At 36.4% G+C, this 25,136-nt stretch carries 32 protein-coding genes and 5 tRNA genes; all 37 read right to left on the bottom strand.

Going from position 1 to position 25,136, the window contains the following annotated elements; translation table 11 throughout:
• Positions 1-51 precede the first annotated feature (51 nt).
• The 37 genes from rpsE to U9P79_03090 all read right to left on the bottom strand — a co-directional run bounded on the left by rpsE (position 52) and on the right by U9P79_03090 (position 24,958).
• Positions 52-561 (bottom strand): 30S ribosomal protein S5, encoded by a 510-nt coding sequence (gene rpsE / locus U9P79_03270; protein ID MEA2103645.1) that lies wholly within the window; start codon positions 559-561, stop codon positions 52-54.
• Between the two features lie 14 nt (positions 562-575).
• Complete coding sequence (rplR, locus tag U9P79_03265) at positions 576-953, bottom strand: 50S ribosomal protein L18 (GenBank protein MEA2103644.1); 378 nt, start codon at positions 951-953, stop codon at positions 576-578.
• A gap of 41 nt (positions 954-994) precedes the next feature.
• On the bottom strand, positions 995-1,585 hold the full coding sequence (rplF, locus tag U9P79_03260; GenBank protein ID MEA2103643.1) for a 50S ribosomal protein L6: 591 nt from the start codon (positions 1,583-1,585) through the stop codon (positions 995-997).
• A gap of 14 nt (positions 1,586-1,599) precedes the next feature.
• Entirely contained in the window at positions 1,600-2,013 is a 414-nt protein-coding gene (gene rpsH / locus U9P79_03255) for a 30S ribosomal protein S8 (GenBank protein MEA2103642.1), read from the bottom strand.
• A gap of 11 nt (positions 2,014-2,024) precedes the next feature.
• Positions 2,025-2,210: a type Z 30S ribosomal protein S14 gene (locus tag U9P79_03250; GenBank protein MEA2103641.1), complete on the bottom strand. Its 186-nt coding sequence runs from the start codon at positions 2,208-2,210 to the stop codon at positions 2,025-2,027.
• 12 nt (positions 2,211-2,222) lie between these two features.
• Complete coding sequence (rplE, locus tag U9P79_03245) at positions 2,223-2,765, bottom strand: 50S ribosomal protein L5 (GenBank protein ID MEA2103640.1); 543 nt, start codon at positions 2,763-2,765, stop codon at positions 2,223-2,225.
• 9 nt (positions 2,766-2,774) lie between these two features.
• Positions 2,775-3,083: a 50S ribosomal protein L24 gene (rplX, locus tag U9P79_03240; protein MEA2103639.1), complete on the bottom strand. Its 309-nt coding sequence runs from the start codon at positions 3,081-3,083 to the stop codon at positions 2,775-2,777.
• 8 nt (positions 3,084-3,091) lie between these two features.
• The gene (rplN, locus tag U9P79_03235; protein ID MEA2103638.1) at positions 3,092-3,460 is read right to left on the bottom strand and encodes a 50S ribosomal protein L14; all 369 of its coding nucleotides are present in this window, start codon (positions 3,458-3,460) and stop codon (positions 3,092-3,094) included.
• Between the two features lie 9 nt (positions 3,461-3,469).
• Positions 3,470-3,745 carry a 30S ribosomal protein S17 gene (rpsQ, locus tag U9P79_03230; GenBank protein MEA2103637.1) on the bottom strand — a complete coding sequence of 92 codons (276 nt, stop codon included), beginning with the start codon at positions 3,743-3,745 and terminating at the stop codon, positions 3,470-3,472.
• A 29-nt stretch (positions 3,746-3,774) separates the two neighbouring features.
• The gene (gene rpmC, locus U9P79_03225; GenBank protein MEA2103636.1) at positions 3,775-3,996 is read right to left on the bottom strand and encodes a 50S ribosomal protein L29; all 222 of its coding nucleotides are present in this window, start codon (positions 3,994-3,996) and stop codon (positions 3,775-3,777) included.
• Positions 3,997-4,003: 7 nt separating this feature from the next.
• The gene (gene rplP / locus U9P79_03220; GenBank protein MEA2103635.1) at positions 4,004-4,417 is read right to left on the bottom strand and encodes a 50S ribosomal protein L16; all 414 of its coding nucleotides are present in this window, start codon (positions 4,415-4,417) and stop codon (positions 4,004-4,006) included.
• A 58-nt stretch (positions 4,418-4,475) separates the two neighbouring features.
• Positions 4,476-5,138 (bottom strand): 30S ribosomal protein S3, encoded by a 663-nt coding sequence (gene rpsC, locus U9P79_03215; GenBank protein ID MEA2103634.1) that lies wholly within the window; start codon positions 5,136-5,138, stop codon positions 4,476-4,478.
• Complete coding sequence (rplV, locus tag U9P79_03210) at positions 5,128-5,499, bottom strand: 50S ribosomal protein L22 (protein MEA2103633.1); 372 nt, start codon at positions 5,497-5,499, stop codon at positions 5,128-5,130. Before rplV ends, rpsC begins: the two co-directional genes overlap by 11 nt.
• Before the next feature lie 6 nt (positions 5,500-5,505).
• On the bottom strand, positions 5,506-5,778 hold the full coding sequence (gene rpsS, locus U9P79_03205) for a 30S ribosomal protein S19 (GenBank protein ID MEA2103632.1): 273 nt from the start codon (positions 5,776-5,778) through the stop codon (positions 5,506-5,508).
• A gap of 30 nt (positions 5,779-5,808) precedes the next feature.
• Positions 5,809-6,648, bottom strand: a complete 840-nt coding sequence (rplB, locus tag U9P79_03200; protein MEA2103631.1) for a 50S ribosomal protein L2 — start codon at positions 6,646-6,648, stop codon at positions 5,809-5,811.
• 174 nt (positions 6,649-6,822) lie between these two features.
• The gene (gene rplW, locus U9P79_03195; GenBank protein MEA2103630.1) at positions 6,823-7,113 is read right to left on the bottom strand and encodes a 50S ribosomal protein L23; all 291 of its coding nucleotides are present in this window, start codon (positions 7,111-7,113) and stop codon (positions 6,823-6,825) included.
• Positions 7,106-7,726: a 50S ribosomal protein L4 gene (gene rplD, locus U9P79_03190; protein ID MEA2103629.1), complete on the bottom strand. Its 621-nt coding sequence runs from the start codon at positions 7,724-7,726 to the stop codon at positions 7,106-7,108. The genes rplW and rplD overlap by 8 nt, the downstream gene beginning before the upstream one ends.
• A gap of 14 nt (positions 7,727-7,740) precedes the next feature.
• A complete protein-coding gene (rplC, locus tag U9P79_03185; protein ID MEA2103628.1) occupies positions 7,741-8,367 on the bottom strand; it encodes a 50S ribosomal protein L3 in 627 nt (208 codons plus the stop codon).
• A gap of 58 nt (positions 8,368-8,425) precedes the next feature.
• Entirely contained in the window at positions 8,426-8,728 is a 303-nt protein-coding gene (gene rpsJ, locus U9P79_03180) for a 30S ribosomal protein S10 (protein ID MEA2103627.1), read from the bottom strand.
• A 15-nt stretch (positions 8,729-8,743) separates the two neighbouring features.
• Complete coding sequence (gene fusA, locus U9P79_03175; GenBank protein MEA2103626.1) at positions 8,744-10,861, bottom strand: elongation factor G; 2,118 nt, start codon at positions 10,859-10,861, stop codon at positions 8,744-8,746.
• Between the two features lie 175 nt (positions 10,862-11,036).
• A complete protein-coding gene (rpsG, locus tag U9P79_03170) occupies positions 11,037-11,507 on the bottom strand; it encodes a 30S ribosomal protein S7 (GenBank protein MEA2103625.1) in 471 nt (156 codons plus the stop codon).
• A 16-nt stretch (positions 11,508-11,523) separates the two neighbouring features.
• Positions 11,524-11,901 carry a 30S ribosomal protein S12 gene (rpsL, locus tag U9P79_03165; protein ID MEA2103624.1) on the bottom strand — a complete coding sequence of 126 codons (378 nt, stop codon included), beginning with the start codon at positions 11,899-11,901 and terminating at the stop codon, positions 11,524-11,526.
• 37 nt (positions 11,902-11,938) lie between these two features.
• Complete coding sequence (gene rpoC / locus U9P79_03160) at positions 11,939-16,102, bottom strand: DNA-directed RNA polymerase subunit beta' (protein ID MEA2103623.1); 4,164 nt, start codon at positions 16,100-16,102, stop codon at positions 11,939-11,941.
• A gap of 68 nt (positions 16,103-16,170) precedes the next feature.
• The gene (gene rpoB / locus U9P79_03155) at positions 16,171-20,031 is read right to left on the bottom strand and encodes a DNA-directed RNA polymerase subunit beta (protein MEA2103622.1); all 3,861 of its coding nucleotides are present in this window, start codon (positions 20,029-20,031) and stop codon (positions 16,171-16,173) included.
• Between the two features lie 101 nt (positions 20,032-20,132).
• A complete protein-coding gene (rplL, locus tag U9P79_03150; GenBank protein ID MEA2103621.1) occupies positions 20,133-20,513 on the bottom strand; it encodes a 50S ribosomal protein L7/L12 in 381 nt (126 codons plus the stop codon).
• 129 nt (positions 20,514-20,642) lie between these two features.
• Positions 20,643-21,185, bottom strand: a complete 543-nt coding sequence (gene rplJ, locus U9P79_03145) for a 50S ribosomal protein L10 (GenBank protein ID MEA2103620.1) — start codon at positions 21,183-21,185, stop codon at positions 20,643-20,645.
• Between the two features lie 5 nt (positions 21,186-21,190).
• Positions 21,191-21,898 (bottom strand): 50S ribosomal protein L1, encoded by a 708-nt coding sequence (rplA, locus tag U9P79_03140; GenBank protein MEA2103619.1) that lies wholly within the window; start codon positions 21,896-21,898, stop codon positions 21,191-21,193.
• An 18-nt stretch (positions 21,899-21,916) separates the two neighbouring features.
• Entirely contained in the window at positions 21,917-22,348 is a 432-nt protein-coding gene (gene rplK / locus U9P79_03135) for a 50S ribosomal protein L11 (protein MEA2103618.1), read from the bottom strand.
• 13 nt (positions 22,349-22,361) lie between these two features.
• Positions 22,362-22,892, bottom strand: coding sequence for a transcription termination/antitermination protein NusG (nusG, locus tag U9P79_03130; GenBank protein MEA2103617.1), 531 nt, complete (start codon positions 22,890-22,892; stop codon positions 22,362-22,364).
• Complete coding sequence (secE, locus tag U9P79_03125; protein MEA2103616.1) at positions 22,892-23,080, bottom strand: preprotein translocase subunit SecE; 189 nt, start codon at positions 23,078-23,080, stop codon at positions 22,892-22,894. Before secE ends, nusG begins: the two co-directional genes overlap by 1 nt.
• 25 nt (positions 23,081-23,105) lie before the next feature.
• Positions 23,106-23,181, bottom strand: a tRNA-Trp gene (locus tag U9P79_03120).
• Between the two features lie 9 nt (positions 23,182-23,190).
• On the bottom strand, positions 23,191-23,340 hold the full coding sequence (rpmG, locus tag U9P79_03115; GenBank protein MEA2103615.1) for a 50S ribosomal protein L33: 150 nt from the start codon (positions 23,338-23,340) through the stop codon (positions 23,191-23,193).
• Positions 23,341-23,350: 10 nt separating this feature from the next.
• On the bottom strand, positions 23,351-24,541 hold the full coding sequence (gene tuf / locus U9P79_03110; protein ID MEA2103614.1) for an elongation factor Tu: 1,191 nt from the start codon (positions 24,539-24,541) through the stop codon (positions 23,351-23,353).
• Positions 24,542-24,567: 26 nt separating this feature from the next.
• A tRNA-Thr gene (locus tag U9P79_03105) sits at positions 24,568-24,642 on the bottom strand.
• Position 24,643: 1 nt separating this feature from the next.
• Positions 24,644-24,720, bottom strand: a tRNA-Gly gene (locus tag U9P79_03100).
• Positions 24,721-24,733: 13 nt separating this feature from the next.
• Positions 24,734-24,818: transfer RNA gene (locus U9P79_03095), tRNA-Tyr, on the bottom strand.
• Positions 24,819-24,883: 65 nt separating this feature from the next.
• Positions 24,884-24,958: transfer RNA gene (locus tag U9P79_03090), tRNA-Thr, on the bottom strand.
• Positions 24,959-25,136: the final 178 nt, after the last annotated feature.

Genomic DNA, 25,136 nt, shown 5'->3' with positions numbered 1-25,136 from the left:
TTTGTGCCGGAGGGAGATCCGCCCCAATAATTTGGGGACAAAATTTATCAATTATGCCATTAATTCGGCTATAGTTTTTCCGCGTAATTTAGCAAGTTCTTCATGTGAACGCAGAGATTTAAGTGCCTTTTCAGTTGCTTTAACAATGTTATGTTTTGTATTTGACCCGAAAGATTTTGTAAGCACGTTTTCTACCCCTGCACCTTCCATCATTGCACGCACAGGACCACCTGCAATAATTCCAGTTCCTGGAGCAGCCGGCTTTATCATAACTTTACTTCCGCCAAATTTCGTCTTAACTTCATGAGGAATTGTACCGTTTCTCATTGGAAAAGTGAAAGCATCTTTTTTTGCTCTATCTTTAGCTTTATTTATTGCCGACACAATTTGATTTGCTTTTCCCATACCAAAACCTACTTTTCCCTTTTTATTGCCAACAACCATAGTTGCTGTAAAGCGAAAATTTTTCCCACCTTTTACAACTTTTGCTACACGTCTGGTAGAGACAACTTGTTCAAAAACGTATTCGTCTTCGGGTTTATTATTAAATTTTTTCCGCATTTTAATCATTTCTCCTATAGTTTCAAGCCGCTTTTTCTGGCACCATCAGCTAACGCTTTCACTCTACCGTGATATTTAAATCCATTACGATCGAAGCTTACAGCATTAACATTCATTTTTTTACATTTTTCAGCAAGAATTTTACCGACTAAAAATGCCTTTTCAACCGGTTTCATCTTATCTTTTTTCAACTCTTCAAATTGGGATTGTAACGTGGACGCAGAAACGAGAGTTGTATTATGGACATCATCAATAACTTGAGCATAAATATGCTTTATGCTTCTATATACAGAAACACGTGGCATTTCCGGCGTTCCGGATATCTTTTTCCGTATTGTAATTTTTCTTCTTTGTCTTAATAATTTATTTTTATTTACTCTTTTATTCAACATAAAATATTCCTTTCATTCTTCCAATCAGATTGAGAACAGAATTATCCTGCATCGGTACCACCAGCGACTTTACCAGGTTTTTTCTTCACACGTTCATCAGAATAACGAATTCCCTTACACTTATTAAAAGCTCCGGGAGGTCGAACTGCACGAATAGAAGCCGTTACATTTCCCAACAGCTCTTTATCACAAGAATACAAATCTATAATTGCTTGCAATTCAGGAATATCGCTGGCAGCTGCTCGACTTATTTTTTCAGTTTGTACTTCAACGGTTTTTGGCATTTCAACATACACATCGTGCGAAAATCCGAGAGATAAAATCAACCATTTGCCTTGTATGGCTACTTTATAGCCGGTGCCAACGACAAATAATTTCTTCATATAACCTTCAGAAACTCCAACAATCATATTGTCGATCAAGACACGATTTAATCCATGCAAGCTGCGATTTTCTTTTTCGTCATTTTTTCTGGTTACGATAATTTCTTTATCAATTATTTCTGCAGTTATTCCCTTACTAACTGTTAAACTCAAATTACCCTTCGGACCTTTTACTGCAATATTCTGTTTATCAATTTTTACATTCACTAGTTCAGGTATCTTGATTGGTTGTTTCCCTATTCTGGACATATTATTACCTCAACTTACCATATTTTGCATAAATATTCCCCGCCGACATGTTGTTGACGGGCATGAGCATCTGTTAAAATTCCTTTATTAGTAGAAATTATGGCAATGCCGATATGATTCAAGACAATCGGAATATTGGTTGAATTAACATAAATTCTTTTTCCGGGTTTACTGACTCTTTTCACATCTCGAATAAAGGATTCACCATTTTCCAAATATCGAAAATAAATTTTAATTTGTTCAAATTTTCTTTTTTTATCAACCGTTGGTTCTAATATTTCAAAATTCTCAATATATTTTTCATCTTTTAATATCCGCATGATTTCTTTTCGAACATTAGACGAATCAATAATGATGTCTTTCTTTTTTCTGGTTACACCATTTTTAACCATACAAAGCAAATTTGCTATCGGATCAGTAATAGGCATTATTCCTCCATCTACCAGCTTGCTTTCTTTACACCAGGAATTTTTCCCTGACGAGCAAGCTTTCTAAAACATAATCTACAAATCCCAAAATCTCGCATATATGCTCTCGTTCTGCCACATATTCGGCATCTGCTATATTCACGGACCTTAAATTTTTGTTCCTTTTTATTTTTAACTACCCAAGATTTTTTTGCCATAAATTATCCTTACTATTTCTTTTTAAAAGGCATTCCGAGTGATTTTAAAAGCACATAGCCTTCTTCGTCATTATTTGCAGTAGTAACAAAAGTTATATTTAAACCTCTAACTTTATCAACCTTATCATATTCAATTTCCGGAAAAACTGTCTGATCTTTAAATCCTAAAGTGAAATTTCCGTACCCATCAAAACCCTTAGGTGAAATACCTTCAAAGTCACGTAATCGAGGAATAACTATACTAAAAAGTTTATCAACAAAGTTATACATTATTTCACTTCGCAGAGTTGTTTTCGTTCCAATTGGATCACCTTCTCGGATTTTAAAATTCGAGATAGACCGTCTTGCTTTTGTTATCAGTGAATGTTGGCCGGTGAGTAATTCTAACTGTTTGCGAGCATTTTCTACAGCACTCCGATTCACCACAGCTTCACCAACTCCCATATTCACAGAAACTTTAATGAGTTTAGGAACTTGCATAATATTTTTAAACTCAAGTTTTTGTTGAATTTCTTTTTTCAAAACATTTTGATATTTTTCTTTTAATCTATTCATTATACCTCATCAAACCATATCTTCACATTTCACACAATATCTGATTCTGCTTTTGTCTTCAAGGATTTTTATTCTTGTTTTTGAAACTTCGCCACATTTAGGGCAAATAAATCTCACATTTGATACATCTATTGGTGCTTCAATCTCAAAAATACCACCCGCTTGATTTTGTTGAGTGGGTCTTTGGTGTTTTTTTGCAAAATTAACTTTTTCAACGATAATTTTATTCGTGCTGGGAATGGCTTTTAAAACTTCACCAATCACACCGTTATAAACACCTGTGATGACTTTAACTTTATCACCTTTTTTGATTCGCATGTTTTCTCCTATACCACTTCAGGTGCAAGTGAGAGAATTTTCATAAAATTATTATCTCTTAATTCACGGGCTACCGGTCCAAAAATACGTGTTCCAATTGGCTCTAAAACCTCATTAATTAACACAATCGCATTATCTCCAAAGCGGACATAAGTTCCATCCTCGCGTCTAATTGCTTTTCTTGTTCTGACGATAACACCCTCATGGACAGTTCCTGCACGAATTTCTGAATTAGGAGTAGCAGATTTAACTGATATTTTGATTATGTCACCGACATAAGCATATCTTCTTTTCGAGCCACCGAGGACCTTAATACACTGGACAATCTTTGCGCCAGAATTGTCTGCTACCTTCAATCTCGTTTCTTGCTGTATCATTTCAACTCCCTACTCGACAATCATTCTGTTTGTAATTTCTGTCAATTTCCACTGTTTCGTTTTACTAATAGGTCTGCATTCTTCAATAATGACAGTGTCTCCGAAGTGTGATTCATTTTCTTCATCATGGACTTTGTATTTTTTGTGTTTGCGAATGTATTTGCCGTACAAAGGGTGCTTAAATTTTCTTTCAACTTCAACAACAATGGTCTTATCCATTTTATCACTTGTAACAACACCTATTCTGGTTGATTTTTTTTTTGTTCTTGCTTCTATTTTATTCATATTTATCCTAATTAAATTTTGCCGTAGAATTAACTGTTCGGCTGATCGCCAATAGTTTTGATTTGAAGCTCTTTTTCTCTAATAATTGTTTTAACTCGAGCAATATTCTTTTTGATTTTACTCAATTGAGATGTATTTTCAAGACGGTTCATCAGTTTTTGAAAGCGAAGATTAAAATATTGCTCTCTCAAATCATCTTCTTCCAAAACTAATTCATTCATATTCATTTCTCTAATTTCATCTGTTTTCATGGTAACCTCAAATCATATACCTTGTAATAAATTTTGTTGCTACAGGAAGTTTATGACTTGCAATACGAAGGGCTTTTTTTGCCACTTCTTCGTCCAAGCCTCCCAGCTCAAACAAGACTCTACCGGGTTTTACAACTGCTACCCAATATTCTGGGGCACCCTTGCCTTTACCCATTCTGGTTTCTGCAGGTTTGACAGTACAAGGTTTGTCCGGAAAAATTTTTATCCATACTTTTCCGCTATCTTTCAGTTGATGAGCAAGAGAAATACGGGTTGCTTCTATTTGTCGAGACTTTATCCATCCAGTCTCTGTAGAAATTATTCCATATTCACCGAAAGTTAACTTATTTCCTCGGTAAGCTTTTCCACGTCTTCTTCCGCGTTGCTGCTTTCTATGTTTGACTTTTGTTGGCATTAACATAATTTCACCTTTATTCTACTATCGTAATTCGATCCAGATAAACATAAGTTATCTAAGTTTATCTTTGAATTTGCATTAATTCACCGTTGCAGACCCAAATTTTAATTCCGATGATTCCGTATTTTGTTTTGGCTTCAACTAATGCATAATCAATATTTGCTCTAAGGGTTTGGAGTGGGTTTTGTCCCTGATGATATTCTTCAGTGCGAGCGATCTCTGCACCATTCAATCTGCCACTAATTTTAATTTTGATACCTTCAGCACCAGATTCTATGGCGCGAAACATAGATCTTTTCATTGCTCTTCTATATGATATTCTACCTTCGAGTTGACGAGCAATATCCTGACCAATCAATTCAGCGTCAATTTGTGGTCTTTTTATCTCACGAACATCAATTATCAATTTATTATAATCGTCTTGAGAATTCATTTTAAGAAGAGTGAGTATTTCTTGTTTCAATTTTTCAATTTCCGAACCTTTTCTCCCAATGACTATTCCCGGTCTTGCGGTGCGGATGATAATTTTCAATTTATCCGTTTTTCGTTTAATCTCAACTTTGGAAACCATAGCGCCGAAAAATCGTCTCATAATATATTTCGTAATTTCCATATCTTCAAAAAATTTATCTATATACTCTTTTCGGGAATCGGCAAACCAAACAGAATCCCAATTTTTGTTAAAACCAATCCTAAAACCGGTTGGATGTGTTTTATGACCCATTTTTGGCTCCTTCCTCTTTATTCAGATTTAGATCAGAAACCGATATCATTATATGATGAGTTCTTTTTCTGATCAAATCAGCCATCCCCCGAGCTCTGGGACGAGTGCGTTTCATAGTGCGTCCTTCATCTATGAAAATTTTATTTATATACAAATCATTTAGCTGCAATTTGGATTCCTTAACTTGCATGTTAGCAATTGCAGCATTCAAAACTTTTAAGACTGTTTTAGCGGAATGCTTTTTGGAAAAATGAAGAATACTTTTTGCTTCTTCGATTTTTTTATTTCGAATCAGGTCGGCAACAAGACGCACTTTAGTTGCAGAACCTTTTTGATCTTTAACTTTTGCGATGGCTTCCATAATAACCTACACTACTCCCTTTTTCCTTTTATGTCCACGAAAAATTCTCGTTGGAGAAAATTCTCCCAGCTTATGACCAACCATATCTTCAACGATATAAACAGGAACAAATTTTTTTCCATTATGAACAGCAATAGTGTGCCCGATAAAATCCGGTAACACAACTGAGCGTCTGGACCAAGTTTTAATGACTTTTTTTGATTTTTTTTTGTTTAACTTCTCAATTTTTTGCATGAGATAATCGTCAACAAATGGTCCTTTTTTTAATGATCTAGGCATAACTATGATCCTCCGAATTCAATAAAAACATTACTTTTTCTTTCTCTTTTTTGCTTTAATGATATAACTATTTGAATACTTTTTACTTTTTCTGGTTCTATAACCTTTTGCGGGTTGTCCCCAAGGTGATATCGGATGACGTCCACCGGAACTTTTTCCTTCGCCACCACCCATAGGATGGTCAACCGGATTCATAGCAACACCTCTGGTGTGAGGACGTTTTCCGAGCCAACGATTTCTTCCGGCTTTTCCAAGACAATATCTGTTATTATCAATATTGCCAATCTGTCCGATAGTGGCATAACATTCCTTCCGTATTTTTTGAATCGAACCGGAAGGCATTTTAATATGAACATAATTTCCATCTTTGGCAACAATCTGAGCAGCAGTGCCGGCACTTCGAGCTATTTGCCCACCTTTTCCGGGTGTAAATTCTACATTATTCACAAGTGAGCCTATGGGGATTTTTTCTACAGGTGTAGAATTTCCTGATTTTATCTCAACTGCTTCATCAGCTACAATTTTATCACCCACATGTATTTGGTTTGGAGCAACAATATATCGTTTTTCACCATCAACATAAAATAGGAGAGCGATATAAGCCGAACGGTTTGGATCATATTCAACAGAATGGACGAGAGCGGGTATGCCCTTTTTATCGTATCTTTTAAAATCAATCTTTCTATAAATTTTTTTATGCCCGCCACCACGAGATCGAATTGTAATACGACCTTGGCTATTTCTACCTGATCCTCTCCTCTTTTTCTCTAAAAGAGATTTCTCCGATTTTGAAGCCGTAATGAACTCAAAATCGTCGCTGGTATAAAACCTTTGACCTGGTGTATTGGGTTTATGTTTCTTAATTGCCATAAATTAACTCCGTAATTAAATAGGTGCTAAAAACTCAAAGTTCACGAATTCCTGTCAATAATATCAGAAATAAAATGAGTAATAAATTTATGCCGCAAAAACAGAGAAAAATTAAAGAAATCTTTTTAAATATTTCATCTTATTTTTATCTGTATAAGAAGTGGCTAAATGTTACTAAACTTCAAATTCTTTAATTGATTCACCTCTTTCAAGATAGACAGCTGCCTTTTTCCAAGCTGGTCTTCTGCCAGTATGTCTGCCTAATGTTTTGGGTTTTCCCTTATAATACATTGTATTAATTTTCCTTACTTTCACTTCAAAAATTTCTTGAATTGCATTTTTGATTTCAATTTTATTAGCAGTTCTATCCACCTTAAAAATATAGCAATTATTATCTTCCTTAAGATGTGTGCTTTTTTCAGTAAACATTGTTTCGAGAATGATTTTTCGTGGATGCTTATTCATGGAATGTCTCCTCCATCATTTTAAGAGCATTTTCAGTAATTATAATATCACTTGAATTTAAAATCAGATATGGGTGAACATCCTGAGCACGACTTGTTTGAAAATTTTTTAAATTACCAAAAGATTTTCTTACGATTGAGGAATTATCCGGCATTAAAAGAAGGCACTTTCTGAAACCAATGTCCATTTTTTTTATAATTTCATTTGCCTGTTTTGTAGATGCTTTTTCAAAATCAAAATCTTCTACAATGAAGATATGTTCATTTTTGCTACTCAATGCAGAACGAAGTGCCAATCTTTTTTTCTTTTTGGGTATTTTTTTTGTCCAATTCTTTGGCTTATGGGCAAAAGCGACTCCACCGCCGACGCGAGTTGGGCTACCGGCATCACCAGCACGGGCTCTACCCGTACCTTTCTGACGATATAATTTTCTACCGGAGCATTTCACATCCGAGCGACTCTTGGTAGATTTTGTTCCCTGCCTTTGATTTCTATGATACATAGTAACTACTTCGTGCAAAACCGCTTCATTGACTTCTGCATCAAAAAGATTTTCGGGCAATTTGATCTCTTCGATCTTCTCACCTATTTTTGAATATTTTATAGCTTCCATAATGAGACCTTAATTTACTTTTTTTTAATTGTAAGCAGAGTGTTCCTATGTCCGGGAACAGCACCTTTTACTAAGAGAATATTCTTTTCTTTATCAATTCTAATGATTTGAAGATTCTGAACAGTAACTTTTGCATTACCCATATGTCCTGGCATTTTTTTTCCTTTAAAAATTCTTGCAGGGGTGGCGCACTGTCCTACCGAACCTGTTCCACGAAATGATTCATGCGTACCATGTGTCGCAATTTTTCCATGAAAACCATGCCTTTTTATCACACCGGCAAACCCACGACCTTTTGATGTACCGGTTACATTTACATTTTCATTTTCTTTGAAGATATTCACATCAATTTCAGAACCAATGTCATAGGCATTCAATTCTTCATCACTAAGTCTAAATTCTTTTAAATATTTATAATATTTTAATCCATTTTTCTTAAATTGTCCGATTTGCGGTTTCTTGATACGTTTTTCTTTAGTTTCACTAAAACCCATCTGAATAGCAGAATATCCCTCATTCTCAACATTCCTTTTTTGGGTAACAACACAAGGTCCAGCCTGAATTACAGTAACATTGATAGATTTTCCGTTTTCAGAGAAAACTCTCGTCATTCCAATTTTTTTTCCGATCAATCCTAACATTTTAACTCCTTTTATACCTGAGGTAGATTCACCTTAGGTGGACAAAATAAATTCAAATTTATGCCTTTATCTCAATATGAACACCAGCAGGGATATTAAGATTTTTGATAGCATCAGTTGTTTTGGGGGTTACATTTTCAATATCAACCAACCGTTTATATGTTCTCATTTCAAACTGCTCCCGCGACTTGCTATCCACATGCGGGGAACGAAGAACAGTATAAATTTTTTTTCTGGTTGGAAGTGGGATAGGACCAATAATTTTTGCACCTGTCCCTTTGGTGTTACGAATAATTTCAACTACAGATTTGTCCAGAAGGAAATGGTCATACGCTTTTAATTTAATTCTAATTTTGTTCATTTTCGCCTCGTATTATTAATATCCTCGCATTTTTTCAATAATTCCCTTTGAAATATTTTCAGGAATTTCCTCATATCTATAGAATTCCATAGAATAAGAAGCTCTTCCCTGCGAAACAGATCGCAGGTTTGTGGAGTACCCAAAAGTTTCTTTCAAAGGCACATAACCGTGTATAATTTTTATTGACTCTTTTTCTTTCACGTTCGTTACTCTTCCGCGTCTACTATTTAAATCATTAATAACTTTCCCAAGATAAGCATCGGGAGTTATTATATTTATTTCCATGATAGGTTCTAATAAAACTGTTTTTGCTTTTCTGAGTGCATTTACAAAAGCAATAGAACCGGCGATTTTAAAAGCAACTTCTGATGAATCTACTTCGCTATAGGAGCCACCGGTCAAGGTAACTTTTATGTCCTGCACTTCATTGCCTGTTAGCAATCCACCTGCTGCTGTTTCCCTTATACCTGCCACGACAGCCGGGATAAACTGCTTGGGGATTTCTTCTTCAGAAGTATTATTTGTAAACCATGTTTTTTGAGCAGCACTTTCTCTGTCAACTTTATGGTGTTCAACTTTGATTTCTGCTTCTGCAAACTGCCCATGACTTCCGATTTTTCTTGTAAGAATTCCTTTTGCGGTAACTTCTCCGGAAATGGTTTCTTTAAAATTCACTCGCGGTTTTCCCACATTTACATTAACCTTAAAATCTGATAGAAGCCTGTTTACCAAAATTTCAAGATGGAGTTCTCCCATTCCTGATATCAAAGTTTGACCGGTCTCTTTATCCTCTTTCAACTGATAGGTCGGATCATCTTCCAATAATCGCGGAAGTATTTCCTTCAGATTATCTTCATCCTCTTTTGTTCGTGATTCTATTGCAATTGACATGACAGGTTCGGCAAACTTTATCGTCTCAAGTAGATAAGGATGGTTTTTATCAGTAATGCTATTCCCGGATGTTGTATTATCAAGTCCAACAACTGCGGAAATTTCACCAGCAGAAATATGATCCACATTCACAGATTTATTTGCATGCATTTTGAGAATTCTTGTAACTCTTTCTTTCTTATCGTTATTTACATTCAAGACGTATTCACCCTTATTCAATCTTCCCGAATATGCACGAATAAAGGTTAATTTGCCAACATAAGAATCAATCTGAGTTTTGAAAGCAAGAGCGGAAAAGGATTTTGTTCCCCAAGGTGTGATTTCTACAACATCATCCGAGCCCGGTTTATGAGCTTTAATCGGGGGAACATCATTTGGAGATGGAAGATAATCAACTATAGCATCAAGTAACATCTGGAGTGCTTTATTTTTTAAAGCGGAACCACAAAGTACCGGAACAAATTTACAACTAAGAGTTGCTTTTCTTATAGCAGCTCGTATTTCTTCGGGAAATATTTTTTCTTCTTCGACAAATTTTTGGAAAATATTTTCATCGTAATCAGCAAGTTTTTCTATTAGTGCCAAGCGAAGCATTCCGGCATTTTTTAGTGCCAATTGATTCAATTCTAATAATTTCTCAGTTTCTTCCCAGTTTTTTGTAATAAATTTTATTCCCAGTTGCTCTTCATTAAAAAGGTAAGATTTTTGCTCAACGAGATCAATTACACCTACAAATTTTTCATCTAAGAAAATCGGAAATTGGATTAGAAATGAATTCGGTTGTAATTTTGATTTTATTGTTTCAACCGCATATTCGATATCTGCACCGACTCTATCAAGTTTATTCACAAAAGCTATTCGGGGAATATTGTATTTATCCGCTTGATGCCAGACGGTTTCGGACTGGGGCTCTACCCCGGCAACACCACAAAAAATCACAACAGCGCCATCTAAAACCCGCAAACTTCTTTCAACTTCCACCGTAAAATCAACATGACCGGGTGTGTCTATGACATTAATTCTGTTATTCTTCCAGAAGCAAGTTGTAGCAGCAGAGGTTATGGTAATACCACGTTCCTTTTCCTGATCCATCCAGTCCATAGTAGCGGTGCCTTCATGAACTTCACCGATCTGGTGAAGTATCCCCGTGTAATACAGAATTCTTTCTGTTACAGTAGTTTTACCGGCATCAATATGAGCAATGAAACCGATGTTTCTGATCTTTTTAAGGGAATAATCCATTTTTTAATTTTTTAATTTTTCGCCACAACCGTGAAATTAAACAGATAAAAGCATTTCACCGGGCGGGCAAAATTACACAAAAATAAAAAAAATATTTTTTTATATATCGCGGTTGCATATTCTTTCCCGGGTGCTCTTGAGTGGTTTCGTGCCTTATATTATTCATCCTAAATACTTAGAATCTAAAATGGGCAAATGCTTTATTTGCTTCTGCCATTCTCCAAACTTCTTTTCGTTTATCAATAGATGCACCTTGATTTTTATATGCATCCATTAGTTCACCCGCCAATTGGTTTTCAATACGTCGTTCATTTCTTTTTCGTGCATACTTTACAATCCAACGAAAAGCCAAAGTTTGTTGCCTTCCAGGTCTAACTTGAAGTGGGACTTGATAATTTGCACCACCGACACGGCGAGTTTTAACCTCAATTTTTGGTTTAACATTTTCTATAGCTTGTTTAAATACTTCCAAAGGGTCTTCATTAAGTTTATCCTTTATAATATCTAATGCCATATAGAATTTTCTTTCTGCAAGACTCTTTTTCCCAGCCAACATCAAGCGATTAATAAATTGAGTTACAATAATTTCGCGATAAATCGGATCAGGGCTAACTTCTCGTTTCTGAGCTTTTTTTCTTCTAGACATATATCCTCACAATTGATTACAATCCTTTTGTTTTCTTCGTTCCATATTTTGAACGACTTTGTTTACGGTCATCAACGCCCATGGCATCCAGTGTACCTCGAATAAGATGGTATCTCACACCGGGAAGATCTTTTACACGACCTCCACGAACAAGAACAAGAGAGTGTTCTTGAAGATTATGTCCCTCACCGGGAATATAACACGTAACCTCTTTTCCGTTTGAAAGTCTTACGCGAGCAACTTTTCTTAAAGCAGAATTTGGTTTTTTGGGAGTAGTAGTATAGACACGTGTGCAGACACCTCGTTTTTGCGGACATCCGTCAAGAGCCTTATTTTTTTTTGCTTTGGTAAATTTTTTTCTACCATTTCGTACAAGTTGTGATATTGTAGGCAATTTAGCCTCCTACAAGGGGATATCTCCCCTCGTTTTGTTATTTGTGTTTTGTTTTTTTGAACAATAATTCGTTAACGGTTTTTTTCATGCTAATTTTATCTTCTAATGTGCTTTTTACCAGATTTCGATATTTTGGAGTTCCGGTACCAGCTGGAATTATATGACCAATGATCACGCTTTCCTTTAATCCTTCAAGCGTATCCACTTTTCCGGCGATTGCTGCTTGTGTAAGTACTTTGGTCGTATTTTGGAACGAGGCTGCTGAAATAAAACTTTCCGTATTTAGGGCAGATTTTGTAATACCCATAAGCAGCTGTGTAAAAGTGGCAACTTCACCACCATCTTCTTCGACATTAATATTCACCCTTTTCACTTCAAATTTATCCACGATTTCACCTTCGAGGAAATACGTATCACCCGGGTTAATTATTTTTACTTTTTGGAGCATCTGGCGGATAATCAATCGAATATGTTTATCATTGATATCAACACCCTGTTTTCTGTAAACTTCCAGAATTTCATTTGTAATAAACTCTTGTGTTTCAACTATACCACGAGCTTCCAGCAAATCGTGAGGATCTATCGAACCATCAGAGAGAGGATCACCACTTCTTATCTTATCATTTTCATGAACGATAATTCTTCTGCCGTAGGGAACAGTATATTTTTCTTCAATTCCACTGTCTTCAGCCACGACTGTCATTCTTCTGCCAAAACGAGTTAATTTACCGATATGAACAGTACCCTCAATTTCCGAAATAATAGCTTTTTCTTTTGGAGAGCGAGCTTCAAATAATTCTACAACACGTGGAAGACCACCAGTAATATCTTTCGCTTTAATTGTTACCCTAGTTGTCTTACCCAAGATATCACCTTTGAATACCACGGATTTATCTTCAACTTCTAAACTTAATCCTTCCGTTAAGGGATAACTAATATGTTCACCTTCATCAGTTATGATGACTAATTCAGCTTGTTTTTTTGGTTCAAGTGATTGAATAATATTAATTTCAGATTTACCAGTTGTTTCGTTGAATTCAGTTTCATAAGTAGAATTCTCCACAAAATTTTTAAATTTTACAGTTCCGTCTTTTGTAGCAATAAGAGGATGGTTATATGTGTCCCAACTGCACAGCAAAGTATCTTTAACAACTTTTTCATTCTCAGAAACAAAGATAGTTGCACCATATTCCACCACGTAGGAAGCAATTTCTTTATTATCGGATGGATCTAGGATCCCAATTTTACCTTTATTACTTATACATATTTTATTTTTGTCTCTATTTTCAACAAAATCAATTCGATCAAATTTGATAATTCCGTCATTTTCGGCATTCACTTCTGCCTGTTCCACCAAAGTACTTGCGGCACCACCGATATGGAATGTGCGTAATGTAAGTTGTGTGCCCGGTTCACCAATACTCTGGGCGGCAATAACTCCAACCGGATCACCGATTACTACCGGTTTGTTGGTAGCGAGATTTCTCCCATAACATTTTACACAAATTCCTTTGGAAGCCTCACAAGTAAGGACAGAACGTATTTTTACAGATTGAATTCCATGCTTCTGAATAATATTCGCTTTTTCATCTGAAATTGTTTCACCAGCTTGAGCAATAATTTTATTACTTACCGGATCCACCACGTCTTCTGCAGATGTACGCCCTCTAATTCTATCACTTAATGGTTCTATAACACGATTTCCCTCTTTTAAAGCTTTCATCATAACACCATCCATAGTGCCACAATCTTCTTGAGAAACAACCATTGACTGAGCGACATCCACCAAACGTCTGGTAAGATATCCGGCATCAGCAGTTTTGAGAGCAGTATCAGCCAAACCTTTTCTGGCACCATGCGTAGAGATAAAGTATTCAAGAACTGTTAATCCATCCTTGAAACTCGACTTAATTGGATTTTCAATTATTTCACCAATTCCGCCTGTAATTTTTCTCTGAGGTTTTTCCATTAGTCCACGCATCGCACCAAGTTGCTTAATTTGGTCTCGTCCACCACGAGCACCGGAATTAGCCATAATCCAGATGGGATTGAATCCATTTTGATCTTTTTCAAGTTTCTCCATCATATAATCTGTAACTTCATCTGTAGCTGCTTTCCATTTATCAATCAAACGATCATATCGTTCACCTGCGGTAATAATACCGGTTTCCCAATCATTTTGAATTTCCCTGACTTCTTTCTCGGTTTCATTCAGAATTTTTTCCTTTTCCTCAGGAACAACAATATCACTCATACTAAAAGTTACACTGGATTTACTAGCATAACGGAATCCGATTTCTTTCAAATCATCGAGAAATTGAACAGTTCGATAATTTGTACAATTTTGAAAAACTTCAGCCGATAATTGATTTATCTTACCTTTGTCAAAAACATAATTTTTAAATTCCAATTCATCAGGAATAATTTCATTAAGGATAACTCTACCCACAGTAGTTACTATATTCTTTTTTGATTTTGGTTCTCTAAAATAAATCCAGTTGTGAAAGTCAAGAACTTTTTCCTCAATTTTATGATTTGTTTGTGTTCCAGCGGAATACTTTTGACAGATAGCATCTTTTGAATATTCAAAAGCCATAATCACTTCTTCTGCAGAAGCAAAATGGGACAATTTCTTAATAGACACACCCTTGGGTTTTAGAGACTTGGCAATTGTTAAGAAATTGAATCCCAAGACGATATCTTGACTTGCTTTTAGAACCGGAGCACCATTTGCCGGTGAAAGAATATTCTGTCCTGGGGTCATCAATATTCTTGCTTCCATCTGTGCTTCACCTGAAAGTGGAATATGTACAGCCATCTGGTCACCGTCAAAATCAGCATTAAACGGGAAGCAAAGAAGGGGATGAAGTTGAATTGCCTTTTCTTCGGTGAGAACAGGATAGAATGCTTGCATACTTAATCTGTGCAATGTTGGAGCACGATTCAAGATTACGGGATAATCTTTAATCACTTCTTCTAAGATTTTCCATACTTCAGGTTTCTTTTGCTCAATGAAATGTTTTGCCTGTTTTGTGTTTTTTACACCCTCCAGCTTTTCAATTTTTTCAATTATAAAAGGTTTGAAAAGTTCCAGAGCCATTTTTTTTGGTAATCCACATTGGTTCAATTTCAAATCAGGACCTATAACAATAACGGATCTACCCGAATAATCCACACGTTTACCAAGAAGATTTTGGCGGAAGCGTCCCTGCTTTCCTTTAAGTTGATCTGTTAGTGATTTGAGAACGCGTTTTCCTCTTCCCTTAACAGGTCTGGATTTCCTACTATTGTCAAAAAGAGCATCAACAGCTTCTTGCAAAATTCTTTTCTCGTTTCTCAAGATTACTTCCGGAGCATTTCCTTCGAGGAGTGATCTTAAACGGTTATTTCGTGTAATTACTCGTCTATAGAGATCATTGAAATCGGCAGTTGCAAAACTTCCACCTTCAAGATAAACCAAAGGTCGTAAGTCTGGTGGCATAACAGGAAGGACTTCCATTATCATCCACTCCGGTTTATTGCCGGAGCTAATCAACGAATCAATGATTTTTAATTTTTTTATAAGTTTCTGCTTTTTGGTTTTTGTTTCAAATTTAATTGCTATCCTCAATTTATCTATCTCATCGTCTAAATCAAGTTTCGAAAGCAACTCTCTAATCGGCGCCGCACCCATTCCCGCTTTGAAACCTACGGGATATCGCTCGATTGTTTCTAAATATGAATCCTCATCAATAACTTCACCGGTTTCATAATCGGAAGCGCCGGATTCGAGAACAACATACGATTCATAATAAAGAACTCTTTCCAGTTCTTTTTTGCTCAAGCCAAGAAGGTGTTGCAAAGGGCTCGGAATTGACTTCACAAACCAGATGTGAGCAATAGGTACAGCCAATTCTATATGACCCATTCGGGATCTGCGAACTTTTGAACTTGTAACCTCAACCCCACACCGATCGCAAATCAAACCCTTGAATCTATACTTCTTATATTTTCCGCAAGAACACTCATAATCCTTTTCAGGTCCGAATATTTTTTCACAAAACAGACCGTCTCTTTCGGGTTTAAGGGTTCTATAGTTTATGGTTTCCGGTCTGGTTACTTCACCGAAAGACCAGTCGCGAATTTTTTCGGGAGAGGCAATTTTGATGCGTACTGCATCATAACTTTTTATTTTTACGTCTCGTTTTAACTCTCTAATCATTTATTTTCCTCCTAAGGAGGATCTCCGCTAGTGGCGGCTAATCCTTCATCCGCAAATTGCGGGGGAGATTATCCTTGAATATCATCAATATTTTCCGAAATCAACTCGACATTAAGCCCCAAACTTTTAAGTTCGGAAACTAACACGTTAAACGATTCCGGGATTCCTGGTTTAGGCAATTCTTTGCCTTTTGTTATGGCTTCGTAAGTTTTGTTTCTACCTATAACGTCATCCGATTTAACCGTAAGCATTTCCTGCAGAAGACGTGAGGCACCATAAGCTTCAAGAGCCCAGACTTCCATTTCTCCTAATCTTTGTCCGCCATGTTGTGCTTTACCACCGAGTGGTTGTTGGGTTACAAGCGAATAAGGACCTGTGGATCTTCCATACATTTTATCAACAACAAGGTGGTTCAATTTCAACATATAGATGATACCAACTGTTACTCTATTGTGAAATGCTTCTCCGGTTTTTCCATCGTAGAGTACCGTTTTTCCATCACCATCATATCCGGCTTTTTCTAATTCCTTAGTGATTTCATCAATAGTAGCACCATCAAAGACAGGTGTTTCAGCCTTATATCCCAGAGCCTGAGCAGCCCAACCAAGATGTGTTTCCAAAATCTGCCCAATATTCATTCGAGATGGAACACCCATTGGATTTAGAATAATATCCACAGTTGTACCGTCTTCCATAAATGGCATATCTTCAATTGGAGCTATTTTTGCTATAACTCCTTTATTTCCATGTCTTCCAGCCATTTTATCACCAACTTCAATCTGACGTTTTTTTGCGATGAATATTTTCACCATTTGCAAAATACCCGATTGAAGTTCGTCACCATACTTTACTCTATCACATTTTTTCTTATATTCATTTTCATTATCATCTAACAAGCGCTTAACTTGGAAAATAATGCCAGAATAAATTTTATCCTGTTTTGATTCATCCTGAATTAACTGCTGTTCGAGATTCAATTTGCTAAAGCTAATCTTGTTGATATTTTTTTCTGTAATTTTCTTGTTAGGCGGTAGATAAAACCTGCCGGTTTTCTTTTCCATAAGTCTATTAGATTTTTCGCCGAGAATTGACTTTGTTAATCGTTTCTTCAAAAAATCATAGATCTTACGATTTTCATTTTGAAATACTACTTTCAATTGTTTCAATTGTTCTTTTTTCTCTTCTTCGTTTTCTTCGGTACCATCTTTCCTTGCGAATATTTTCACATCCACAACAACACCTTCCATCCCTGGTTTTGCTTTTAAGGATGAGTTGGAAAAATCTCCAGCTCGTTCACCGAAAAGAGCTCTCATCAACTTTTCTTCAGGAGAAAGGTCAATCCCTGATGATTTTGGAGTAATTTTACCAACGAGAATATCACCGGCTTTTATCCTTGAACCAACTTTCACAATCCCATCTTCATCAAGATTTCGCAGTGCTACTTTGGGAACATTCGGTATATCACTCGTTAATTCTTCATCGCCTTCGCGTGTAGTTCGAACTAAAACTTCGAGCTCATCAATATAAATTGAAGTAAGTTCATCATCTCGAGCTACTTGTTCATTGATAATAATCGCATCTTCATAATTATAACCATACCAAGGCATAAATGCGACTCGCATATTTCTTCCGAGAGCAAGCTCACCATCTTTAATTGCAGGTCCATCTGATATTAATTCATCTTTTTTTACTTTCTGTCCAATTTCTACTTCCGGATGTTGATTAATGCAAGTATCCTGATTTGTTCTTTCAAATTTCTTAAAGTGTATTTCCGCTTCATTGTCTAAACTGAGAACACCATCTTCTTCTTCCCTTTTCAGAACAATTTTATTTGAGGTAACCGATTTCACAACCGCATCAAAAGGAGATTTTACAGCCAGTTCAGAGTCTCGAGCAATTATTTTTTCGATCCCTGTAGCAACGATTGCCGCCTGTGGATTAATAAGGGGAACTCCCTGCCTTTGCATATTGGAACCCATTAAAGCACGATTTGCATCATCATGCTCAAGAAATGGAATTAACGCTGTGGACATACTCACAATTTGCTGTTTGGAGGCATCAACATAATCAACTTCTTCTTTGGGAACTTTTATAAAGTCTCCACTCAGAAGGCACTGTAAGGATTTATCCTTGATATTTCCATGAGCATCAACGCGAATACCAGCCTGCGCTATCTTCTTCCCTTCTTCCGAAATAGAATCCAAATAAACAACTTCCTGAGTCAATTTTCCCTCTTTTATCTTGATATATGGGGTAACTAAAAATCCATATTCATCAAGTTTTGCGTATAAAGAAGGGGATGTGAGGAGTCCGATATTTGGTCCTTCCGGAGTTTCGATAGGACAAATTCTACCGTAATGGGAATAATGAACATCACGCACTTCAAAGCCAGCGCGTTCACGTTTCAACCCACCTGGACCCAATGCACTCAATCTTCTCATATGAGTGATTGCAGCAAGCGGATTCGCTTGTTCCATAAATTGTGAAAGTTCACCAGTCAGGAAAAAAGAATGAACAACGCCCATCAGTGCATTCGTATTAATTAATTTTACAATGCGAATATCAGTCGGATTGCTCAAAGTCATTCTTTCACGAGCGATTCTAACAATTCGAGCAAGTCCGATAGAGAATTGATTTGCAACCAAATCTCCCACGCCACTTACATTTCTGTTTGCGAGATGATCAATATCGTCGGTGGAACTTTCACCCTTAACAAGAGAGATGATTTCTTTTGAGATAGCCACAAAATCTTCTTTTGTCATAATTTGCGTATTAATATCAATGTCAATACCCAAACGTCTATTTAATTTAAATCTACCGATTTTCCCGAGGCTATATCTTTTCTTGTTGAAATAAATTCGATTTATTAGTTCTTCAGCGACTTCTTTGGTTGGTTCTTCTCCCGGTCGAATCAAGTTATAAATAAATTTCAGAGCTTCTTCTTGATTACTGCTTGTGTCTTTGGAGAGGGTTGACTCTATAATTCTTTGGGAAACTTCGCAATCACTGTGAATTACGGTAACTTTTTTATATCCAGCAGCGGTTAATTTATCAACAAGTGCGTTGGTTAGAATATTTCCACCTTCGGCAATAATTTCTCCGCTTTCTTCATCAATTATATCACGGAAAATGATTCTATCTTCATTACCGGCAAGGGGATTTTTTCTGCCTTTTGACTGATCGGAAGAATCCGCTTCAGATTCTACCGGCGGTACAAAAATATCAATTTCCTCGGTTTTGTAGAAAATCGAGCGAATAGTGTCATTGTCGGAAATCCCCAAGCATCGGAATAATGTGGTTACTGGAATTTTGTGTTTTCTGTCTATCAAAGCATAAATTATATCCTTTGTGTCGGTTTTAAATTGAAACCACGAACCGTGTACAGGAATTACTTTTGCCGTGAATAACCTTTTCCCACTTCCATGGGTTTTACCGGTGAAAACAATACCGGGTGATCTGTGAAGTTGGTTGATAATTACCTTCTCCTCACCATTGATAATAAATGTGCCTTTATCTGTAATGACTGGAATTTCTCCAAGAAACATTTCCTGCTCAATAACATTTTTTACTCGTTTTGGTTCATCCTGAGCAGTTTTTTCAAAGACTGTAAGTCGAAATTTAACTTTTAAGGGTGCTTGATAAGTTAAATTTCTATCATTACATTCATCAGCATCATATTTTTCAGTAAGTAAAGAATAATTTATATATTCAAGCCGATATTGTCCACGTGGGTCTTCAATAGGAAAGTGATGTCTGAATACCTTTTCTAATCCAACATCCTCATCTCTTTTTTGAGGATGGATATCTTTCTGAAGGAATTTAGCATAAGAATTTTTCTGCATTGATAACAGATTTGGGATTTCAATCTTCGGGAGTTTAAAACCGTGTAAATTTTTCCTTAATTTTGAAAAGCTCTTTCTTTGTTCCAAGCTTTCTCCTTATATAAATTATTTCGTTCCGAACGTATCGGAACGAAATAATTATAGAACAGGCTTTCGCCTAGTAATAGAATTCAACATATAATTTATTACTACTTAATCTCGACTTCACCACCTTGGGCTTCAATTTGCTTTTTGACAGATTCGGCTTCATCTTTGGGAACACCTTCAACGATTGGGCTAGGTGCATCATCTACTAATGCTTTTGATTCTTTAAGACCAAGTTTTGTGATTTGTCTTACAACCTTGATAACTTGAATTTTCTTAGCACCGAATGATTTCAGAATTACATCGAATTCTGTTTTTTCTTCTTCTTTTTCTACGGCTGCGGCAGCTGGAGCTGCAACTGCTACTGAAGCTGAGGCGCTTACACCAAACACTTCTTCAAGGGTTTTTACGAGCTCGGCTAATTCCATCACGTTTAACTCTTTTACAAGTTCAACGATTTTATCCTTCTTATTAGTTTCGGACATTAATCCTCCTATAAGGTTTCAGAATAATTTTTTCTAATTTAATTCTAATTATTGTTAACATTTCTTTGTATTTCGGTTAGGATTTATTTTATATAATATGTATATTTTTAAATTTTGATTTTAATGAAATTATGCTTCTTTTTTATCTTTAATTGCGTTTAATGCTAATACAAACTTTTGTAAAATACCATTCAGACATACAACAAATCCGCTAATCGGCGCATTGAAACCACCCACGACTCTTGCCAAAAGTTCTTCTTTTGACGGCAAGTCCACGATTTGATTCAGTTTATCAGGATTCATAACTATTTTATCAACAATGCCTATCTTAAAATCCAGAATACTTTTTTCTTCGGGAAGTTTCTTTTTAAAATTTGCGAGAATTCTGATTGGAGCAGCTTCATCTTCTTTGGATAACGCTATTGAAGTCGGACCAACAAGATAAGAATCTAATCCACCTATTTCAAGGTTACTCAGAGCCCTTTTTAGTAATGTGTTTTTACAAATGAAATAATCTACATTACTTTCTCTAAATTGTCCTCTTAAAGCAGTATCCTCTTCTACTGTAATTCCCTTATAATCCACAAGAAGCAACGATTTTGCACCTTGTATTCGCTTTGTCAGTATATCAACTTTTTCTATTTTTTGGGGATTAATTTGTCTTTCTGCCATAAATCCTACTTTGCTTTTAGTTCTTTAATATAAGCAGGAGAATCAATTCGAATTCCCGGGCTCATGGTTGAACAAATAGTCATTTTTTTTATATATTTACCTTTTGATGCTGCCGGTTTATCGTGCAAGATAGCAGCCATAGCTGCACCAATATTTTCAATTAATTTATCATTGTCAAAAGAAATTTTTCCAACGGGGAGATGAATATTTGCATGCTTATCTACTCGATATTCGACTTTACCTGCTTTTGCTTCTGTTACTGCTTTTTCAACTTCCAAAGTAACTGTTCCTGTTTTGGGATTTGGCATTAATTTCCTCGGCCCAAGTACACGACCGAGTTTACCGACAAATCTCATCATGTTCGGGGTTGCAATTGCCACATCAAAATTTGTCCAACCGCCATTAATTTTCTCGGCAAGATCTTCCATCCCAACGAAATCAGCACCTGCTTCTTTTGCTTCATCCGCTTTGTCACCTTTTGCAAAAACCAGAACTGTTACATCTCTACCGGTTCCGTTCGGAAGAACAACTGTTCCGCGAATCATCTCATTTGCTTTTTTGGGATTTACTCCCATAACCAGATGTAATTCAACCGTTTCGTCAAATTTTTTATGCGGAATTTTTTTCAAAAGCTCAAGCGATTCCGATATTGAATATAATTCTAATGTATCAAACTCTTCTTGTGCTTGTATGTATTTTTTTCCCTTTTTCATAATATCACTCTCGTATTTTTAGCCCTTTTTTTGAATAGTTATACCCATGCTTCTAGCAGTCCCGGCAATCATTCTTTTTGCTGCTTCCATATCAGACGCATTAAGGTCTTTCATTTTAATCTTAGCAATTTTTTCCAGCTGCTCTTCCGTGACAGAACCAACCTTTTCCGTATGAGAAGTAGGAGATCCTTTTGCAAGTCCAACTTCTTTTTTTAAAAGGATAGCTGCCGGGGGAGTTTTCACAATAAATTTAAACGATCTATCTTTATAAATTGTTACTTCAGCAGGGATTATCAAGCCTTGATCTTTTTTTGTAATATCGTTAAATTGTTTACAAAAACCTGGAATATTTACACCATATTGACCTAATGCAGGACCAACTGGAGGGGCTGGGGTTGCTTGCCCAGCTTTTAATTGCAATTTAACTTTACCTAAAATTTGTTTTGCCATAATTATTTATCCTTCAATCAAGTAATTCAACCTGATTATAATTCACTTCAACTGGTGTAATGCGACCGAAAACGGTTACATTAACTACAAGTTTCTGCTTGTCAGAATTAATTTTTCCAATTGAACCCTCAAAATCTTTGAAAGGTCCTTCAATAATTTTCATACGACTTCCGACAATAAAATTTATTTCACTAATAGTTTCACCGTCATCCTGTTTGATACCAAGTATCCTATTCTTTTCTTTATCTGATATGGGGATTGGGGTTTGTCCGCTTCCCATAAATTTCATCGCTTTCGGTATTGACATGACCAATCTTTTTGTTTCAGGTGTCATCACCATTTCGATCATGATATAGCTGGGGAATATTTTTTTTTCTTTAACAATCCTTTTCCCATTCCGAACGATAAAAGTTTTATGAGATGAAATATGAATATCACCAAAGTATTCTGCCAGATCACTTTCTGTAAGTAATTTTTCCAAGGCTAACTTAATTTGGTTCTCCCGATTTACATAAGTTTGGAGAACATACCACTTTTTTTCCATTATTTAAATAATACAAACCCTAGAATTTGCGTGAAGATATTATCTACCAGCCAGATAAAAACACCAAATAAGACAGAAAAACTGAGCACAACGTAGGTACCTTCTTTTAGGTCAACCATACTAGGCCAGGCGACATGACGTAATTCTTGTTTTACTTCTTTAAAAAATTTTATAGTCTTTTTAAACATAGTTTCATCCAATATCAGAAAATAATGGCAGGCCCGGCAGGAATTGAACCCGCACTCTTCGGTTTTGGAGACCGCTGCTTTGCCAATTAAGCTACGAGCCTACGCAGGAATTATCTTGTTTCCTTATGCTCGGTATGTTTTTTACAAACCGGACAATATTTTTTAAATACAACTCTCTTAGGATGCGTTTGACGATTTTTTTTTGTCGTATAATTACGTGATTTGCATTCGGTACACTCTAATTTTATATATACTCGCATTCTTCAAGCCCTATTCAATAATTTCAGTTACGACACCGGCTCCAACAGTACGTCCACCTTCACGAATAGCGAAACGTAATCCTGATTCCATGGCAATATACTTAATAAGTTCGATTTCCATTGTGATGTTATCACCTGGCATTACCATATCAACGCCTTCAGGTAAATTAAGAGTTCCTGTTACATCTGTTGTTCTGAAATACAACTGTGGTCTATAACCATTGAAGAAAGGTTTATGTCTTCCACCTTCATCTTTTGTAAGAATGTAGGTTTCACCTTTAAATTTCTTATGAGGGGTTATGCTACCAGGAGCGGCAATAACCATTCCACGTTCTACTTCATCTTTTGCGATACCACGTAAAAGCAATCCCGCATTATCACCGGCTTCACCTCTGTCCAAAATTTTTCTGAACATTTCAACACCGGTAACAACTGTTGATTTTGTTTCACGAATACCAACTCGTTCGACTTTGTCTCCAGTTTTAATAACGCCACGTTCGATTCGACCTGTAACTACTGTTCCGCGTCCGGGAATGCTGAAAACGTCTTCGATTGGCATTAAGAATGGTTTATCCGTTTCTCTTTCCGGAGTTGGGATATAGTCATCAAGAGCTTGTATCAATTCATAAACAGGTTTAATCTTTTCGGGATCTTCCGAATCGTTAAGCATCTCAAGAGCACTGCCCATAATAACAGGAGCATCATCTCCATCGAATTTATATTCATTTAGCAAGTCACGAACTTCCAATTCTACAAGTTCAATCAATTCAGGATCATCCACTAAGTCAACTTTGTTTAAAAAAACAACGACTTTAGGGACATTAACCTGTTTTGCCAAAAGAATATGTTCTCTTGTTTGAGGCATAACACCATCGGCTGCACTAACAACCAAGATGGCGCCATCCATTTGGGCTGCACCGGTGATCATATTTTTGATATAATCAGCATGTCCGGGACAATCCACATGCGCATAATGCCGATTATCACTTTCATATTCGACATGTGCTGTTGCGATAGTAATACCGCGTTCTTTTTCTTCGGGGGCATTATCAATATGATCGAAATCAATAAACTCTGCCTGTCCTTTTGCTGCTAAGATTTTGGTCATAGCTGCTGTTAATGTGGTTTTTCCGTGATCAATGTGACCAATTGTTCCAACATTAACGTGTGGTTTGTTTCTAACGTATTTTTCTTTAGCCATACATCCTCCCAAAATGATGATAGATATGGAGCTCATGACCGGGATTGAACCGGTGACCTCTTCCTTACCAAGGAAGTGCTCTACCACTGAGCTACATGAGCATGGAGCGGGAAACGGGGTTCGAACCCGCGACCCTTAGCTTGGAAGGCTAATGCTCTAGCCAGCTGAGCTATTCCCGCAAATTAAATGAAATGGTGGGGAGAGAAGGATTCGAACCTCCGAAGGCGTCGCCGGCAGATTTACAGTCTGCTCCCTTTGACCGCTAGGGTATCTCCCCATAAGGCGATAATTTTAATTGTCGCTTGCTATGGGTTTCCATTTTACACGATTTTCTAACACTTATGGAGCCACCAGAGGGAGTCGAACCCACGGCCAGAGGTTTACAAAACCCCTGCTCTACCACTGAGCTATGGTGGCGTAATTGATTTTTGAATTCTTTCTATTTGGAGAACACAAAATGCTCACTGGTGCTTTTTTGTGTCAAACTTTTCACATTTTTTTTTTGCATTTTCCTCTTAAAGCCGATTTTAAAAGATTTTCAGAAATTTTATTCCCGTAATAAATTGAAATTACTTAGTGTCTGTCCGTAAAGTAG

Source organism: Candidatus Cloacimonadota bacterium, from assembly GCA_034661015.1.
In the GTDB taxonomy this organism is placed as follows: Bacteria; Cloacimonadota; Cloacimonadia; order JGIOTU-2; family JGIOTU-2; genus JAYEKN01.
The sequence above is the reverse complement of the archived record's forward strand: the minus strand, read 5'-3'. Positions and strand labels throughout refer to the sequence as shown.

Coding starts and splice junctions, on each gene's coding strand:
- rplA (MEA2103619.1), bottom strand. CDS start 21,898: ATGAAAAAGGGAAAAAAATACATACAAGCACAAGAAGAGTTTGATACA.
- U9P79_03250 (MEA2103641.1), bottom strand. CDS start 2,210: ATGGCAAAAAAATCTTGGGTAGTTAAAAATAAAAAGGAACAAAAATTT.
- rpsS (MEA2103632.1), bottom strand. CDS start 5,778: ATGCCTAGATCATTAAAAAAAGGACCATTTGTTGACGATTATCTCATG.
- rpsG (MEA2103625.1), bottom strand. CDS start 11,507: ATGTCTAGAAGAAAAAAAGCTCAGAAACGAGAAGTTAGCCCTGATCCG.
- fusA (MEA2103626.1), bottom strand. CDS start 10,861: ATGGATTATTCCCTTAAAAAGATCAGAAACATCGGTTTCATTGCTCAT.
- rplF (MEA2103643.1), bottom strand. CDS start 1,585: ATGTCCAGAATAGGGAAACAACCAATCAAGATACCTGAACTAGTGAAT.
- rplD (MEA2103629.1), bottom strand. CDS start 7,726: ATGGAAGCTATAAAATATTCAAAAATAGGTGAGAAGATCGAAGAGATC.
- rpsE (MEA2103645.1), bottom strand. CDS start 561: ATGCGGAAAAAATTTAATAATAAACCCGAAGACGAATACGTTTTTGAA.
- rpmC (MEA2103636.1), bottom strand. CDS start 3,996: ATGAAAACAGATGAAATTAGAGAAATGAATATGAATGAATTAGTTTTG.
- rplL (MEA2103621.1), bottom strand. CDS start 20,513: ATGTCCGAAACTAATAAGAAGGATAAAATCGTTGAACTTGTAAAAGAG.
- tuf (MEA2103614.1), bottom strand. CDS start 24,541: ATGGCTAAAGAAAAATACGTTAGAAACAAACCACACGTTAATGTTGGA.
- rplW (MEA2103630.1), bottom strand. CDS start 7,113: ATGAATAAGCATCCACGAAAAATCATTCTCGAAACAATGTTTACTGAA.
- rplR (MEA2103644.1), bottom strand. CDS start 953: ATGTTGAATAAAAGAGTAAATAAAAATAAATTATTAAGACAAAGAAGA.
- rpsJ (MEA2103627.1), bottom strand. CDS start 8,728: ATGAACAAAATTAGAATTAAATTAAAAGCGTATGACCATTTCCTTCTG.
- rpoC (MEA2103623.1), bottom strand. CDS start 16,102: ATGATTAGAGAGTTAAAACGAGACGTAAAAATAAAAAGTTATGATGCA.
- rplP (MEA2103635.1), bottom strand. CDS start 4,417: ATGTTAATGCCAACAAAAGTCAAACATAGAAAGCAGCAACGCGGAAGA.
- rplE (MEA2103640.1), bottom strand. CDS start 2,765: ATGAATAGATTAAAAGAAAAATATCAAAATGTTTTGAAAAAAGAAATT.
- rplK (MEA2103618.1), bottom strand. CDS start 22,348: ATGGCAAAACAAATTTTAGGTAAAGTTAAATTGCAATTAAAAGCTGGG.
- rpsQ (MEA2103637.1), bottom strand. CDS start 3,745: ATGAATAAAATAGAAGCAAGAACAAAAAAAAAATCAACCAGAATAGGT.
- secE (MEA2103616.1), bottom strand. CDS start 23,080: ATGTTTAAAAAGACTATAAAATTTTTTAAAGAAGTAAAACAAGAATTA.
- rplX (MEA2103639.1), bottom strand. CDS start 3,083: ATGCGAATCAAAAAAGGTGATAAAGTTAAAGTCATCACAGGTGTTTAT.
- rplV (MEA2103633.1), bottom strand. CDS start 5,499: ATGGAAGCCATCGCAAAAGTTAAAGATCAAAAAGGTTCTGCAACTAAA.
- rpmG (MEA2103615.1), bottom strand. CDS start 23,340: ATGCGAGTATATATAAAATTAGAGTGTACCGAATGCAAATCACGTAAT.
- rplJ (MEA2103620.1), bottom strand. CDS start 21,185: ATGGCAGAAAGACAAATTAATCCCCAAAAAATAGAAAAAGTTGATATA.
- rplC (MEA2103628.1), bottom strand. CDS start 8,367: ATGTTAGGATTGATCGGAAAAAAAATTGGAATGACGAGAGTTTTCTCT.
- rpsH (MEA2103642.1), bottom strand. CDS start 2,013: ATGCCTATTACTGATCCGATAGCAAATTTGCTTTGTATGGTTAAAAAT.
- nusG (MEA2103617.1), bottom strand. CDS start 22,892: ATGGAAAAAAAGTGGTATGTTCTCCAAACTTATGTAAATCGGGAGAAC.
- rplB (MEA2103631.1), bottom strand. CDS start 6,648: ATGGCAATTAAGAAACATAAACCCAATACACCAGGTCAAAGGTTTTAT.
- rplN (MEA2103638.1), bottom strand. CDS start 3,460: ATGATACAGCAAGAAACGAGATTGAAGGTAGCAGACAATTCTGGCGCA.
- rpsC (MEA2103634.1), bottom strand. CDS start 5,138: ATGGGTCATAAAACACATCCAACCGGTTTTAGGATTGGTTTTAACAAA.